This window comes from Luteibacter sp., from assembly GCF_036500425.1.
In the GTDB taxonomy this organism is placed as follows: Bacteria; Pseudomonadota; Gammaproteobacteria; order Xanthomonadales; family Rhodanobacteraceae; genus Luteibacter.
The window spans coordinates 53,250-68,075 of the sequence record NZ_DASYCB010000020.1 but is presented as its reverse complement, the minus strand read 5'-3'; the positions used below and the strand labels follow the sequence as shown (position 1 = coordinate 68,075).

Below are 14,826 nucleotides of genomic sequence, written 5' to 3'. Positions count from 1 at the left end.
GTCCACGCCAAGCCCGGCCGCTACCATTTAATGGACAGCCGGGCTGAACCGGTCTAAGAATAGGTCGCGCTACCGCCGATAGCCCCGGACGTGGATCCGTGGGCCTCGATCGGTACGGTCCGACGCGCGCTTTTTGCCTCCCAACGCTTTCGCAGGTGATGCAGTGGTTACCGGACCCGCCGTACGAATCTCCCCGACCGACCTCAATCGGCTGCTCATCAGCCTTGAGGTCAAGTTCGTGGTCCTTTCCGAGTGCCTGGTGAGCGAGGGGTATTGCCTCGAGATGGGCACGGTCAATGCCCCCGGGATTCACTACAACATATCCGGCTCAGGTCGCCTGGTGATCAAGGGGCACCCGCCGATTGAGTTGAAGCCGCACACGCTCGTCATCGTGCCACCGAAGTCCGCGTTTCGGATCGAGGCAGAGGGCTTCCACCGCGGTCAGCAGAACCTGCGGACCGTCGACGGCGATCTGGTCGCGGTGGCCAAGGACACGATCCATTACGTTTCGGCTGGCGATGGCGAGCCCGAGATCGTCCTGATCTGCGGTTACTTCGACGCATGCTATGGCTCAGCGGTTGATCTTTTTGGCGCGCTGACCGCGCCGATTGTCGAACAGTTCGCCGAACAGGACCGCCTGGATACGACGTTGCGCGACGCGCTTTCCGAGCTGGTCAGCCAGGAAGTCGGTGCGGGGGCGATGAGCGCGACCTTATTGAAGCTGGTCATCGTCCACATCCTGCGCCGTTCGCTGCACTCGAACAATCTCTGGGTTGAACGTTTTTCGTTGCTCAGGGATCCCCAGATCGCGCGTGTGTTCGCGGAAATGGCAAGCAACCCCGGCGGGCAACACACCGTGAACTCGCTGGCCCAGAACGCGTACCTGAGTCGCTCCGCGTTCATGGCCCGGTTCGTCGAGGTCGTTGGCCAGCCGCCCATGAATGTCTTGCGTGACCTGCGCATGCGGCAAGCCGCGGAGCAATTGCGCACAGGCCAGATACCGATCGAGCAAGTGGTGCGTAACTCAGGCTATGAGAGCCGGAGCAGCTTCGCTCGCGCATTCCGCAAAGCGTTCAACATGGACCCGTCGGAGTACCGAAGCGCGGCCGATGCCGGAACGGCCCCGACCAGCACCACGCTTGGCCTGCATGTGGATTGCGTGGACGAAGCGCCTGCGAGGTATGTAGCGCCCGAGTTCAGTTAGGCGCGGCACACTCGCTAAAAAAAGGCCCGCCAGTCATCCTGGCGGGCCTTTGTCGTTACACACGCAAGTAGCGTTAGAACGCGACGCGAACACCCGCCGTGACACCGTACGCCGAGCGCCGCGCGCCGTCTTCAGCGGTGATGCCGCCGTAGAGGTACGTGCTCTTCGCCAGGCGCATCGTGCCATTGGCACTCAGCTGCACGAAGCCACGACCGACACCCGGTGCGGCGGTGTCGAAACGCTGGCCGGCCAGCGTGTTGTGCACGGTCGGATCGAGCAGGTTGCCAGAGTCGGCACCCACCGCGACGCCGGCGCGCCAGGTCAGCGTCGATGCGAGCGGATCGGCGGCCTTCGAACCCAGCGTCACGCCTGCGAGGACGCGCGTACCGGTTTCGGACAGCTTATCCAGCGAGAGCGCGGCGACCGAGGTGCCGCGTTCGGCCGAGGCATCACGCTCCACCTTCTGCCACACGGCGGTGACATACGGTTCGATGCGATTGCCACCCGCCGTCTGCATCGGCATACGCAGCGTGGCGCTGGCCATGGTGTCCTTGCCCGAGGTGTGCGATTCCAGCTGCGAACCACCCATCGGATCGGCACGACGCGTCGTCCAGTCGGTGGTGCCACGGGCCGCCATGCCATCGAGCACGAATCCGCCAAGCGACTGCTGGGCGTACACGATGCCCGAGTTGCCGCGGATCGAACCCGAACCGCCCTGCGCGATCACGTTGGTATCGTGATGCGTACCGGCAACGCCGAGTACCGTCCCGTTCTCGGCGTAGAGATCGATACCGACGATGCTGCGGTCGGTGCCGGTCTCGAAGCCGCTACCCTGCCCATCCGCGATCGAACGGTTGCCGTCACGGGTCAGGTTCGCCCAGACGCGGTGAGCTGCGTCGGCCGACTCGACGTCGGTACCGAGGTGGTCGGCCACGTCACGCTGCATGCCGAGGCCTGCGTTGCGTGCCGCGGCGGCTTCGTCGGCATGCACTTCGCCGGAAAGGCTCTTCACCAAGGTACCGACCTGGTCGGCGCCCAGCGAAGACACGGCGTAGAGCAAGGTGCTCTGCGCCGCCGTGGCGGTGTTGGCATCCTGTGCGAGCACGGCACCATCGAGTGCGCCCGCGGCAGCCAGGCCATTACGCTTGGCCGAGGCACCGAGCAGCTGTGCGTACGACACTGGGGTCACTCGCAGGTCGATCGCATGACCACCCTCTACGCCGTAGAACGCGAGGAAGCGGGTGTTCGCAGCGAGGCCAGCGGTCGGCTGAGTGATCGAGGTGAACTGGCCGGTGACGCCGCCTTCGGCTTCGACAATGCGATAGGTCGTGCCCATCGCTGCCGTGTAGGTGTTGCTGGCGTCGCCGGTGATGCCGCGAAGCGTCGGAGCCAGCGTACCGTTCGCGATGAACTGGTTGCCCGCACCCGTGACCAGCACGCGCGAGTAGTTACCCGCGCCGTTCCCCGTGCCCTGACCATCGATATCGACCTGGAGCGTGGCGCCCGCCTGCATGGTCACCGTGCCCGCGACAGTCAGCGTACCCGGCGAATTACCCGCCGCAAGGCGGCCTGTAACATTCACCGGGCCGTTGATCAGGCCGGTGCCGCGGAGTGTACCGGCCGTGTCCACCTGCACATACGAGCTGGTGAGGTTGCCGTTGGCGCTGAGGATGCCGCCCTGCACGCAGGTGCCGCTACCGAGGTTGGCCGAACCGGTAAGGCTCAGCTTGCCCTCACCCGACTTCACGAAGCAGGCATCGCCCGCGGCGGCGGTGAGGTTGCCCGAGAGCACCGTGGTCGTGCCGGTGTCGACGTTTACGCCGGAGTTGCCGCTGATGATGACCTGCTGGCCCGTACCAAGCGTGGCGACGGTCTGCAGCATGCCGCCCTTCAGCAGGATCTGGCCGGTACCGAGCGACGAGCCGGAATCGATACGGATCACACCGCCCTGGATGAGCGTGCCACCCGTGAACGAATTGTTGCCGCTGACAACGAGCGTGCCGCCACCGAGCTTGACCAGACCACCGGTGCCGCTCATGTCGCCCTGCTGGTTCAGCGTGACGCCGCTGAGCGTCGTGATGCTGGCACCCTTCGACCCGATGATGAGCTCGCGATCGGTCGTCATCGTCTGGGTGACGGTGAGGTTGCCGCCGTTGATCGCAACGTTGTTCGCCGCCGCGCCGAGGTTCGCGTCGGACGACACCTGGAGGGTGCCACCATTGATCACGTTGCCGCCGGTGTAGGTGTTATTGCCGCCCAGGATCAGCGTGCCATCGTTCACGGTGGTGCCACCGCTGTGCGAGGCCACGCCGTCGATCTCAAGCGTGCCTTCACCGTTCTTCACCAGGCCCGAGATGCCGCTGACCGTGCCGGTCGCGGTGAGCTTGGTGCCTGCATCGGTATGGAACGTACCGGTACCGCCCAGCGTGATGTCACGCGCGGTATCGAAGCTGGCGGTGGTGTGCAGCGTACCACTGTTGATGTCGATGCCGCCGGCGGCGTTACCGAGGTTCGCGTCCGAAGCGACCTGCACGGTGCCGTTATAAATGTGCGTGCCGCCGGTGTACGTGTTGTTACCCGTAAGCACCAGGGTGCCATCGAGTACGCCGACGCCACCTGTGTTCGACACGATGCCACCCACTTCCAGCGTGCCCGGACCGACCTGCGCAAGGGCGCCGTTGCCGGTCACCGTGCCGGTGGTGGTCATGTGCGTGCCCGCGTCGGAGGCGACGAAGGCGTTGCCGTTGTTGGCGACGAGGTTGCGCGAGGACTCGACATTACCGGTGGTGTGCAGCAGGCCACCGTCGAAGATCACGTTTGCACCGGAACCAAGGTTCGCGTCGTTGGCGATCTGCAGCGTGCCATTTTCGATGTAGGTGTCGCCGGCGTACTGGTTGGCATGGTCGAGCACCAGCGTGCCGCTGCCGGACTTCACGAGCGCGCCCGCGCCGGCGATCGTGCCGCCGCTGGTCATCGTCGTGCCGGTGCCGACATCGAGCGTGGCGCTGGTGTTGATGAAGATGCTCTTCTGGGTATCGACATCGCCGGTGGTGGCGAGCGTGCCGTTCGACAGGATCAGGCCATTGCCGGACGTGGAGCCGAGTGCCTTCTCACTGTTCACCTGCAGGGTCGAACCGCTGTTGACGATGGTGGTACCGAGATAGCCGTTGTCACCGTTGAGCACGAGCGTGCCCTGGTTGACGGTGACGCCGCCGAGCTGGTTTGCGTTGCCATCGATCTGCGCGGAACCCGCGCCATTCTTGATGATGGTGCCATCGCCCGACACACCGCCGCTGGTCGCGAACGCCGTGTTGGCCTGGGTGTCGAGCTCGCCGTTGTTCGCCGTCACCGTGATGTCGCGGGCCGACTGGATGTTACCGGTGGTCACCAGCGTGCCGCCATCGAGTGTGATGCCGCCCGACGCAGCACCGAGGTTGCTGTCGTCGGCGATCTGAACCGTGCCGCCGATGATCGTGCCGCCGTCGTAGCTGTTGTTGCCCTTGAGCACCACGGTGCCCTGTTCAACGTTCAGCTTGCCCGCGCCATCGATCGTGTTCTCGAAGGTGAGCGGATCACCCAGCGTCGCGATGGTGCCACCTGCATTGCCAAGGTGCACGTCGCGCGAGGTATCGATAGCGCCGGTGGTGAGCAACGTGCCACCGTTAAGCGTCAGGTCGCTGGAGGCATCGCCGAGATTGCCGTCATTCGCGATCTGGAGCAGGCCGCCGTTGAGTACGGTGCCGCCCGTGTAGGTGTTAGTCGCGTCCAGCACCAGGGTGCCGCCATTGACGATAGTTTTGCCTGCCTGGGACAGCACGCCGTCCTGGGTCATCAGGCCATCGCCCGACTTGATGAAATCACCGGTGCCACTGACCGTGCCGACGTTCGTGAGGCCACGGCCTGCGTTGACGTCCATGGTGCCCTGGCCGGTCACGTCGATGTTGTTGTCCAACGTGATGCTGTTGGCGACATTCAACGTGCCATCGTTGAGCGACACGTCGCCTGTGCCCAGCGCAACACCGTTGGTGATGGATACGGTCGCGCCGTTGCTGACGGACGTGCCGCCGCTGTAGGTGCTGCTGCCCGTCAATGCCTGCGTGCCGCCCGTCACGTTCAGGCCGCTGGTGCCGCTGATCGTACCGCCGAAGGACTGGCTCGAATCGGTCAGGTTGAGGTCGTTCGCGCCGAGCTCTACGTGGCCGGTACCCGCGAGGCCGGTGCCGGTCGTCGCATGGTTTGCGTCCGTCGTATCGAGCGTACCGCCGCCGCTGACGACGATGGCGCCGGTGCCGATGCTGCCGTTGCCGTCCAGCGCAAGCGTGCCGTCATCAATGGAAGTCGTGCCGGTGTAGGTGTTGGCCTGGTCGATCGTCAGCTTGCCGCTACCGTCCTTCACCACATCGCCAGTGCCGCTGATCGTGCCGTCAAAGGTGCCGTCAGTCGGTTGGACGAATGCCACGGTACCGTCGTTGGTGATCTGGCCCTGCAGGCTGGTGGTATCGCCCTGCAGCGTGCCTTCGTTGACGACGGTGCCGCCCGTGTAGGTGCTTGGCCCAGTGAGGACGAGCGTGCCTTCACCGGTCTTGGTCAGCGTGCCGTTGCCGTCGACGCCGCCGGTGAAGGTGACATCGCCGTTCGTGGTATCGACCGTGCCGCCGCCGCTGCGGACGGTAACGTCCTGGCCCTTGGTGACATCGGTGGTCGGCTTGAAGATGCCGTCATTGAACAGGATCGAATTCGGGTCGTTGAGCTGCGGGTCGAGCTCGGTGTAGGTCTGGCCGTTTTCCATCGGAAAGCCGTTCAGGTCGGCGCCGGTGATGATCAGCGTGTTCGACAACACGGGTGCCCAGGGGCTCCACGCCTGCGAGGGGTTCGCGATGGGGACGTACATATACGTGTAGGTCCCCGGAACCAGGCCCGCGAACGAAACGCCCTCCCAGGTGCGCACCGGGCCGTTGCCCGTCTGGTTGGTCGGTGTGAGCGTGGTGCCCGTCGACGCGGCGGCGTAGAAGTTGTTGACGCCGTCTTCGAGCCCGGTCGGCTGCGAGGTCGCGTACTCGGAGAAATTCACCAGCTCCTCGTAGCCATTCGGGCCCATGAGCTTGAACTGGCCTTCGAACGTGCTGGCTTCCGACGGATCGTGGTAGGTGCCATACCAGAACGTGAGGTTGCCGCTACCGCTGTTCGTGTAGCCGACGGAAATCGTATGTGCGCTCGCGAAGGGCACACCGCAGATCGCGATAGCGGTACCGAGCGCGGCGCGCTTCAACAGCGCCGACGCGACCGAACCACCGGCGGCGGAGCGGCCGCCCTTACCTGCGGAACGGCTGTTCTCGGAAACGACGACGAGCTGACCGATCGTCTTGTTCCAGACGATGCGAAAAATTCTATTCATGAGTGTACGAAGTCCTGTCAATGGTAGGCGCCCCCCTGCCGATCGCTCTGGTCCTCCCTGATCGATGGCAGCTGCCCGGGGCAGGAGCGAGGGCGTATCAGCAAGAGCCGTGCCATGAGATGTGAAGACTGTGTTACAGCTGCTTAGGCAGGGATCGGTCTGGTGACGGGTGACGATCGACGGCCAAATGTGACGTGGTTCACATTCGTGATGACCGAAACCGGTTATGAATTTTCGGCACAACATGAAGAAATGGCCAAATCTCAGCCATAGGGAATGCCAACAGACGGTATTGGACTCGAAGCGAGAACACTGAAGCCCTGGCTTTGGATCGCGTGTCGTGAGATCGGTATGTTGTACATTTGTACAATGACGCAGCCGATTTCTATGATCCGCCCGCATAAGGGCCGTGGCGCCGCTTCCAACCCGGAGGGCCGGTTCGAGTCGACCCGGTACCAGACTGAAGACGATGGCTGGTACCGCGAGGAAGATGATCGCCGCCCAGCGACCTCCGTGAGTCAGGAAGTCGCCCGCAGCGTCGTGTCACGAAATGACTCGCCTGATGTAGGGTTTGATCAGGCGATCAATCCTTACCGGGGTTGCGAGCACGGGTGCATCTACTGCTACGCCCGCCCCTCGCACGGCTACCTCAACCTCTCGGCCGGCCTGGACTTCGAGACGAAGCTCTTCGCCAAGACCAACCTCGCCGAGATCCTCCGCGATGAACTGGCCAAGAAGAACTACACCTGCAAGCCGATCAACATCGGGAGCAACACCGATCCCTACCAGCCGATCGAGAAGCAGTGGCGCCTTACCCGCGCGGCGCTGGCGCTACTCAACGAGTGCAACCACCCGTGCACCATCGTTACCAAGAACGCGTTGATCGAACGGGATATCGACATCCTCGCGCCGATGGCCGAGCGCAACCTGGTGCAGGTGTTTATCTCGATCAACTCGCTGGACAACAAGCTTGCTTCGAAGCTCGAGCCGCGTGCGTCGGCACCGCATCGCAGGCTGCAGGCGGTGAAGGCGTTGCGCGACGCGGGCGTTCCCGTGGGGGTGCTGGTCGCGCCGATCATTCCGGCGTTGAACGAGAAGGATGTGGAAGGGATTATCGAACGTGCTGCCGCCAATGGTGCGAATTCGATTGGCTACACGTGTATCCGTTTACCGCACGAACTGAAGCAGCTCTTTCGCGAATGGCTCGACGTGCACTATCCCGATAAGGCGTCGCACATCATCAGCCTCATCCAGCAGATGAATGGTGGGAAGGACTACGACAGTAACTTCGCCACGCGGATGCGCGGGCAGAGGATCTTTGCGGACATCATTCGGAAGCGGGCGCAGGTGGCTTCGCGAAAGGCGGGGCTGCACCGGGCCTGGGATACGGTGTTGGATACGTCGAAGTTCGTGGCACCTCGGGTGCATTCGCCGCAGGGGGAGCTGTTCTAGTAACGTCGAGTCCGCAACTGGAGCTACTTGGGGTTATTCCGTCTCGTGTTCAGTTGTTGGATGAACGATCATGGTGCGAAAAAGTCACGATGGGGTAGCTCCAGCGATGACACACTTCGCTCTGGACGTGTTTCCGTGCGCACAATAGCGACCTTGAACACTTCGATCGCGATTTAGAGACGTACTCGGCGAGTTTTGTTACAGCAGTGCCCAAGGCGCGTCCTGCCAAACGGCGCCCCGTAGGCGAAAGCCGAACGCTTGAACCGGCGGCCCTACGCGTCAGATCTGCGCATTAGCTCGAACGAGCTCCCGTCGAGCCAGGTGACGGCGCCGTTTGCGACCTCTTCAAGCGTGGAGAAAACATCGCTCGCCACGCGCAGGGAAAGTTCAAGGGCCTGAGCGGCGCTAGCTCCTGTTGTCCACCGAACCCTCGAGTTGCTTACGCCAGTAAACATGAAGGGACAGCGCCATTCATCGTCCCCAACGCAAATGGGTGTGCCGATCTTCAGGTGTACATCCGCTCCCAAGGCATTCGCGAACTCGAAGGTGATCGTCGGTTTGTTTAACGTTTCGGTCATAAAGCCTCTACAGCGGAACAAGGATCGGTTCGACTATCGGGGTGAGTGCAGGCAATGGCATTGGGGCGGGTACCAATGGTGGCACATACAATGGGCGGCGAGGAGGCGCAGCTGGCTCGGGCTGTGATCGGGGATCGGGATGAGGCACGCTCAACCAAGTCACCAGCCGGGGAATCTGTCTGCTCAGCTCTTCCTCAAGCCATACGTCGACTTCAAGAGCAAGCGATAGATTTCAGTTCGGAGGACGCTTCATGGCCAAAAGCTCCATCACGTCACGACGATCCGCCACCGAAGAAAGGGTCATGGTCAGCCACTTGCCATCGGGATAACTCGGTGCGGCGTCGTATTGCTCGACCAAGGTGTCACGCCAGGTGTAACGCCTCTCCTCGAACTTCGCTCGTTCTGCCGCACCGAAGACCACCAGCACCGACAGCTGTTTGTATTCTGGCAGCAGTGTGCAGAACGCCTTGGTCTTCTTGTACCGCAAGGACCAACCGCGCTTCTTGCCACCATAGAGCCATTCTGGCGAAAAGACGCCCGGATAGTTCGCGTCTATCCACTTTCGCAATGCTTCCCAATGCGCAAACGCTTTTGAACCGAGCCACTGATGAACGGCGCTTTCGTCGGGAGAGGCTGATTTATCGGAGATTCTGTCACCGATTTGGAATGATGGTTCCATGGGACTCTCCTGGCAGTTCAAGCAACGGTAATAACGGGTGATCTTCCACCAGCCAAGGTCCGCAAAAAAAGTACCAAGAACGACAACGTTCGATGTACCAAACACCGCATCTTCTCGCCGATCTAATACCATCGAAAAAATTACATTCTGGTCCTTATTAATAGACCTGCGGTGGCGCATGATGTGGCCTAGGACTCTGTGTCAACGGAGAGGTCATCATCGCCGCCGGCATGCTTGATGCCGATGCCCGGGTCGGTGAATCGAGAGGTGCATCAAATGAAAGCACTCGTGGTAACAGACCAGGCGGCCGGAACGGCCGGAATGACGTTGGTGGACCGTCCGCAGCCGCAGGCAGCGATTAACGACGTCATCGTGCAGGTTCACGCGTCGGGCTTCACTGCCGATGAGCTGACGTGGCCCCCGACCTGGACCGATCGCGCCGGACGGTCTCGAGTCCCGTCTATCCCTGGTCACGAGCTGGCCGGCATCGTTACGGATCTTGGCTACGGGACGACGGGCGTATCGATCGGGCAGAGAGTGTTTGGCCTTACAGACTGGTATCGCGATGGAACGCTAGCGGAATACATCGCCGTCGAAGCACGCAATCTCGTGCCGCTTCCGGGTGATGTCGACTTTACCACGGGTTCCGCCCTCGTTATGTCTGGCCTTACCGCATGGCAGGGATTATTCGAGCACGGTCGTGTTCGCGCAGGGCAAACGGTCCTTGTGCATGGCGCAGCCGGTGTGGTTGGCTCCATGGCAACGCAACTCGCGCGCGAGGCCGGAGCCTATGTGATCGGTACCGGACGCGCTTCAGGTCGCCAGGCAGCGCTTGAATTCGGTGCGCAGGAGTACCTTGACCTCGACAGCGACACACTCGAGGAAATAAGTCGTGTTGACCTGGTTTTCGACGTCCTTGGAGGTGATATTGCGGCGCGCTCCGTGGGGATCATCCGATCGGGAGGAACCCTGGTAACCGCCGCCGGGCCGATCGCGGCCCAGCCGTCCAACGGCCGGACCATCGACTTCGTTGTCGAGGCGAACTGCACCCAACTGAGTGAGATCGTCAAGCGAGTGCGCGATGGACGCCTGCGTATGAATATCGGGCGCGTCGCGTCTCTTGACGATGCGATCGCCACATTCAATGCCGCCGAGCGCCCCAAGGGAAAGACCGTCATCCGTGTCGTTCCGTGATGGACCGCTCTAGGCTGCCCCGGTAACGAGCGCAAGTACTTCGTCGACAAAGGCACGCAGTCGCGGCAAATGGCGCAGATCGCGGTGATAGCCGAGCCACACATCACGCTCAGGTGGCGGCTCACCAAGATCGATCCGTGCGATACCGCGCGTCGCGTCCCCGAGTGGGCATGGCAACACGGCAATACCCATCCCCTCTGCACAAGCACGTGCCTGCGCTTCACGGCTGTTACTACGGAAGGCAACCCTGGCGTCTGGCAGCCGCTGTCGTAACCACGCAACGTCGGGCATGCCACCGAAAGCCGTATCCATCGTTACCACGCGGTCGAGCGACGTCTGGCCCTCCGCCAGGTAGGCCGCATAGGGCATCGTCATCAGGCGTCGTTGCGCGATGTCAGGTTCTTCGAAGGGTGTGATGCGAAAGACCAGGTCGGCTTCGCGGCGGGCGAGGCTCAGGAGACGCGCATCGGTGATGAGTTCGATGACAACGCCCGGGTGCCGTACGCCTAACGCCGCGATGGCGCGCGTGAGTACATGCGCGCCGAACCAGTCCGACGACGACACGCGCAGTACACCTTCGAGTGCACCGACTTGTCCGCTTGCTGCACGCGCAATGCCCAGCGCTTCCGCTTCGATACGTTCGGCGTGGGCCAGGACAGCGGCGCCCTCATCCGTGAGGACGAACCCCTCGCTCGTACGCTGGAACAATGCCGTGCCCAAGGCGTCCTCAAGCGCGCGGATCCGGCGGCCCATCGTCGGCTGGGTCTGACCAAGGTCGCGCGCGGCGGCGCCGAGGGTGCCCCCGCGAGCCACGGCCAGGAAAATCTTGAGATCGCTCCATTCCATGGGCGCATCATGCATTTATGCATGGCATGCGTGCAATTTATGGCGTTCCCATGCTCCAGGGCATGGCCTAACTTAGCGTCATCGGGCGGCGCCGCTGCCCACGGAGCATGCCCATGAACACCCCTGCCATGATGTCCGCCCTGCGCCTTGATACCGCCGGCCAGCCGATGAATCGTGTGACGGTGGAACGGCCCGTCGCTGGTCCAGGCCAGGTGCTGGTCCGAATCACTGCCGCTGGCCTCAATCCTCTAGACGGGAAGATACGCGCGGGCCAAGGCGCCCATGCCCGCCAGCCGGCCCCGTCGATCCTGGGGATCGACATGGCGGGTCACGTCGAAGCCATGGGTCTCGGCGTTGAGGGCTTCACCCCCGGCGATGCGGTGTACGGCATGACCGGGGGCGTGGCCGGCGTGCAGGGCTCGCTCGCCGAATACGCCGCCGTCGATGCCCGCCTTCTCGCCCATGCGCCCTCCACGATGCCGTTGATCGATGCGGCGGCGTTGCCCCTGGTCTTCATCACCGCCTGGGAAGGCCTGGTCGATCGCGCCAACGTGCATGCCGGCCAATCCGTCCTCGTGATCGCCGGCGCGGGTGGCGTGGGCAGCATGGCGGTACAGCTCGCCGTCGCACGAGGTGCGCGTGCTTTTGCCACTGGCAGCCAGGCGCAGAAGGACATCATCGAAAGCCTCGGCGCCACGTGGGTCGATCGCGATACGCCAATCAACGAAGTCGTCGATGCTCACACCGGCGGTGAAGGCTTCGACGTGGTGTACGACACGCTGGGCGGTGCGACGCTCGACGCCGCATTCGTCGCAGCCAGGCGCTACGGCGGTCATGTGGTCAGCAGCCTTGGCTGGGGCACGCACGCGCTGGCGCCGCTGTCGTTCCGCGCCGCGACGTATTCCGGTGTCTTCACCCTGATGCCGCTGCTCACGGGCAAAGGCCGCGAACACCACGGTGCGATCATGGCCGAAGCCACGAAGCTAGCTGATGCAGGAAAGCTGCGCCCGGTGTTGTCGGCGCAACGCTTCGCCCTGGCTGATGGCAACGCCGCACTCGATCTGGTCGAAAGCGGCCGTGCGGGCGGTAAGGTCGTCGTTACGGTCGCATGATCCTCAGACCCGACGCTTACGGCAACGCTCGCTGACAACCTCAGCGAGTCTCAACCTCCCAATGGTTGAGATCGGCCCTCGCCTCGGCCTGGAGTTGTTCCAACCGGTAGCGGACCTCACGTTCTCGCGTACCAAGCAAAGCAATCTCCGTGTTCATGCGTGTGTATTCGCTGAGCAACGGCGCGGGCATTTCCAGGTGCCCGGCCACCTCGGAGACCTGCCCAAGGTGTGCTTCAGCAAAATCGAGCACGCCAGAGGTCTTGGAATAAATCTCACCTTCGACAGCGATGTAGTCATCCAGCGCGCTGTAGACGCGGCTGGCGAACGGATCGAAGGCGTTGTGTGCGGTGGCCTGGCCAGCGGCATCGAGATGATCGAACGCGCGACCGTCCGCAGCCATATAGGCACGCACGTCGCCGCGCATGTCGCGCTGTTCCCTCGTCGCGGCGGCAACGCGTTGCCGGCCATTCGCGATGTCCGCGGCGGAAATCAGGTTCATCGGCCAGAGCACTGTCTCCATTTTCAACTTCGCCAGGGCGACACGGTGGTTGTAAAGCTGCGTCGCGACCTGCGCGGTGTTCACCCGCAACTCGTATACGACCTGCAGCATGCCGTCCTCGCTCGGACGTTGCGCCGGCATGCCGGTGGGCACCTGCTGGAACTGCGCGACGGCACTGTGAACGCGTTCGCGATCTGCCTGGCCTTGCTCGTAGTTCGTCAGCACGCCGTAACCGATGAGCAGGCAAACAGGCGTCGCCACCGCCAGCGCGATCCAGCGAAACCGAGACCCCGGGCTTTCCCGGCGCGACAAAGACCGCCGCACGACCCGATCGTCGTCCATCCCCTGTACTGACATATGGCCCCCTTTCCCCGTGTGCCGGTATTCCCATGCCGGTCGGCGCATGGTCTACCGCCCGCCCACACCGCGCAATAGGACCGAATGGCCGGCGGTACTCCCGTTGCCTTGGCCCGACCCGGACAACTGGCGTGCCTTGAGCACAATAATCCACAGCCTCGCTCCGCAATGATCGTGACTGCCGCCATGAGGACCCGTATATGAAGACCTTTCTCCCTGGAGCCCTGTTGTCGCTCGCCATTGCCGCGATGGGCACCCCTGCCGCTGTTCTCGCCCAGGACCTGACCGGAACCAGCCGAAAGCAACTGTCCCAGCACGACCTGAGCATCCCCGGCTGGGAGGAATACCAGGTCCGCGTGGACTTCCAGCCAGGCAAGACCGCACCGAATCACCGCCATCCCGGCGAAGAGATCATCTATGTGATCGAAGGCACGATCGAATATCGCGTGGAAGGCCGCCCCCCAGCCACGCTAAAGGCGGGTGATGTGCTCTTCGTACCGGCCGGAGCCGTGCACAGCGCGAAGAACGTGGGCACGGACAACGCGGCTGAACTTGGCACGTACGTGGTGCGGAAAGGTAAGCCGCTAACCGAATGGGTCAAGTGACAACGGACTTCCGGACCCCCGTTGCATAGCGCCCCCTGCGCCCATAGGTCGATGGAAATAACCCCAACCCATGGCCCCACCGCAGGAGTTCCACGGCAATGAATGATTCCCAGAAGATTGCACTCGTCACGGGCGCGACCCGTGGTATTGGCCTGGAGACGGTCCGCCAGATCGCCGAAACCGGCGTCCGCACCCTGCTCGCCGGCCGCGACGAAGCGCGCACCAAGGCTGCCGCCAAGCAGCTCAGCGACGAGGGCCTGCCGGTCGATCCGATCATCCTTGATGTCGCCGATGCGGGTTCGATCGTTGCCGCCGTCAAGCATGTCACCGACGAGTACGGTCGCCTCGATATCCTGGTGAACAACGCAGGCATCCTGCTTGATGCCTTGGACAAGAAGCCGTCGGAGCAGTCGCTCCAGGTCTGGCGCGATACCTTCGATACCAACGTGTTCGCCGTGGTCGAAGTGACCAAGGCCTTCCTGCCGCTGATCAAGGCCTCGCCGGCCGGCCGTATCGTCAATGTGTCCAGCCAGCTTGGCTCATTGACCCTGCACAACGACCCGAGCTCGTCGATCTATGGGTTCAAGATACCGGCTTACAACGTATCCAAGAGCGCCGTGAATGCGTGGACCGTGGAGCTGGCTTATGAACTCAAGGACACCCCGGTCAAGGTCAATGCGATCCATCCGGGATATGTGCAGACCGACATGAACGGCGGCCACGGCGAGATCGATGTGCCAACCGGTGCAAAGTCGAGTGTGCAGATGGCGCTGCTCGATGCGAACGGCCCGAATGGCACGTTCACGTACCTCGGTAAAGAACTCCCCTGGTAAGTCATCACGCTTCGGGAACAACTTTCCGACGCAAAATTGAACCGATGCGCGAAGGCGGCAATCACCGCCCGC

10 protein-coding genes and 1 pseudogene are annotated in these 14,826 nt (G+C 62.8%); 6 read left to right on the top strand and 5 right to left on the bottom strand.

Going from position 1 to position 14,826, the window contains the following annotated elements; genetic code table 11:
* Positions 1-163: 163 nt before the first annotated feature.
* Positions 164-1,204 (top strand): AraC family transcriptional regulator, encoded by a 1,041-nt coding sequence (locus VGN46_RS04535; RefSeq protein WP_331641082.1) that lies wholly within the window; start codon positions 164-166, stop codon positions 1,202-1,204.
* Between the two features lie 1,675 nt (positions 1,205-2,879).
* Here VGN46_RS04535 and VGN46_RS04530 read toward each other — a convergent pair.
* Positions 2,880-6,599: pseudogene (locus VGN46_RS04530) on the bottom strand (autotransporter-associated beta strand repeat-containing protein); the annotation flags it as partial.
* Positions 6,600-6,986: 387 nt separating this feature from the next.
* Here VGN46_RS04530 and VGN46_RS04525 point away from each other — a divergent pair.
* The gene (locus tag VGN46_RS04525) at positions 6,987-8,051 is read left to right on the top strand and encodes a PA0069 family radical SAM protein (RefSeq protein ID WP_331641078.1); all 1,065 of its coding nucleotides are present in this window, start codon (positions 6,987-6,989) and stop codon (positions 8,049-8,051) included.
* Positions 8,052-8,323: 272 nt separating this feature from the next.
* Here VGN46_RS04525 and VGN46_RS20320 read toward each other — a convergent pair whose 3' ends face one another.
* On the bottom strand, positions 8,324-8,629 hold the full coding sequence (locus VGN46_RS20320; RefSeq protein WP_414675217.1) for a DUF6968 family protein: 306 nt from the start codon (positions 8,627-8,629) through the stop codon (positions 8,324-8,326).
* A 232-nt stretch (positions 8,630-8,861) separates the two neighbouring features.
* Positions 8,862-9,308, bottom strand: coding sequence for a DUF3788 domain-containing protein (locus VGN46_RS04520; protein WP_331641076.1), 447 nt, complete (start codon positions 9,306-9,308; stop codon positions 8,862-8,864).
* A 276-nt stretch (positions 9,309-9,584) separates the two neighbouring features.
* On the opposite strand from VGN46_RS04520, the gene VGN46_RS04515 reads away from it, so the two are divergent.
* The gene (locus VGN46_RS04515; protein ID WP_331641074.1) at positions 9,585-10,502 is read left to right on the top strand and encodes an NADP-dependent oxidoreductase; all 918 of its coding nucleotides are present in this window, start codon (positions 9,585-9,587) and stop codon (positions 10,500-10,502) included.
* A gap of 9 nt (positions 10,503-10,511) precedes the next feature.
* Here VGN46_RS04515 and VGN46_RS04510 read toward each other — a convergent pair whose 3' ends face one another.
* Entirely contained in the window at positions 10,512-11,348 is an 837-nt protein-coding gene (locus VGN46_RS04510; protein WP_331641072.1) for a LysR family transcriptional regulator, read from the bottom strand.
* Positions 11,349-11,461: 113 nt separating this feature from the next.
* Here VGN46_RS04510 and VGN46_RS04505 point away from each other — a divergent pair, with 113 nt between their 5' ends.
* Positions 11,462-12,460, top strand: coding sequence for a zinc-dependent alcohol dehydrogenase family protein (locus VGN46_RS04505; protein WP_331641070.1), 999 nt, complete (start codon positions 11,462-11,464; stop codon positions 12,458-12,460).
* Positions 12,461-12,500: 40 nt separating this feature from the next.
* On the opposite strand, the gene VGN46_RS04500 is transcribed toward VGN46_RS04505, so the two are convergent.
* A complete protein-coding gene (locus tag VGN46_RS04500; RefSeq protein ID WP_331641068.1) occupies positions 12,501-13,220 on the bottom strand; it encodes a hypothetical protein in 720 nt (239 codons plus the stop codon).
* 296 nt (positions 13,221-13,516) lie between these two features.
* On the opposite strand from VGN46_RS04500, the gene VGN46_RS04495 reads away from it, so the two are divergent.
* Together VGN46_RS04495 and VGN46_RS04490 are read left to right on the top strand one after the other, a co-directional pair.
* Positions 13,517-13,921 carry a cupin domain-containing protein gene (locus VGN46_RS04495; protein WP_331641066.1) on the top strand — a complete coding sequence of 135 codons (405 nt, stop codon included), beginning with the start codon at positions 13,517-13,519 and terminating at the stop codon, positions 13,919-13,921.
* A 98-nt stretch (positions 13,922-14,019) separates the two neighbouring features.
* Entirely contained in the window at positions 14,020-14,754 is a 735-nt protein-coding gene (locus VGN46_RS04490; RefSeq protein ID WP_331641064.1) for an SDR family oxidoreductase, read from the top strand.
* The last annotated feature ends 72 nt before the right edge of the window (positions 14,755-14,826 follow it).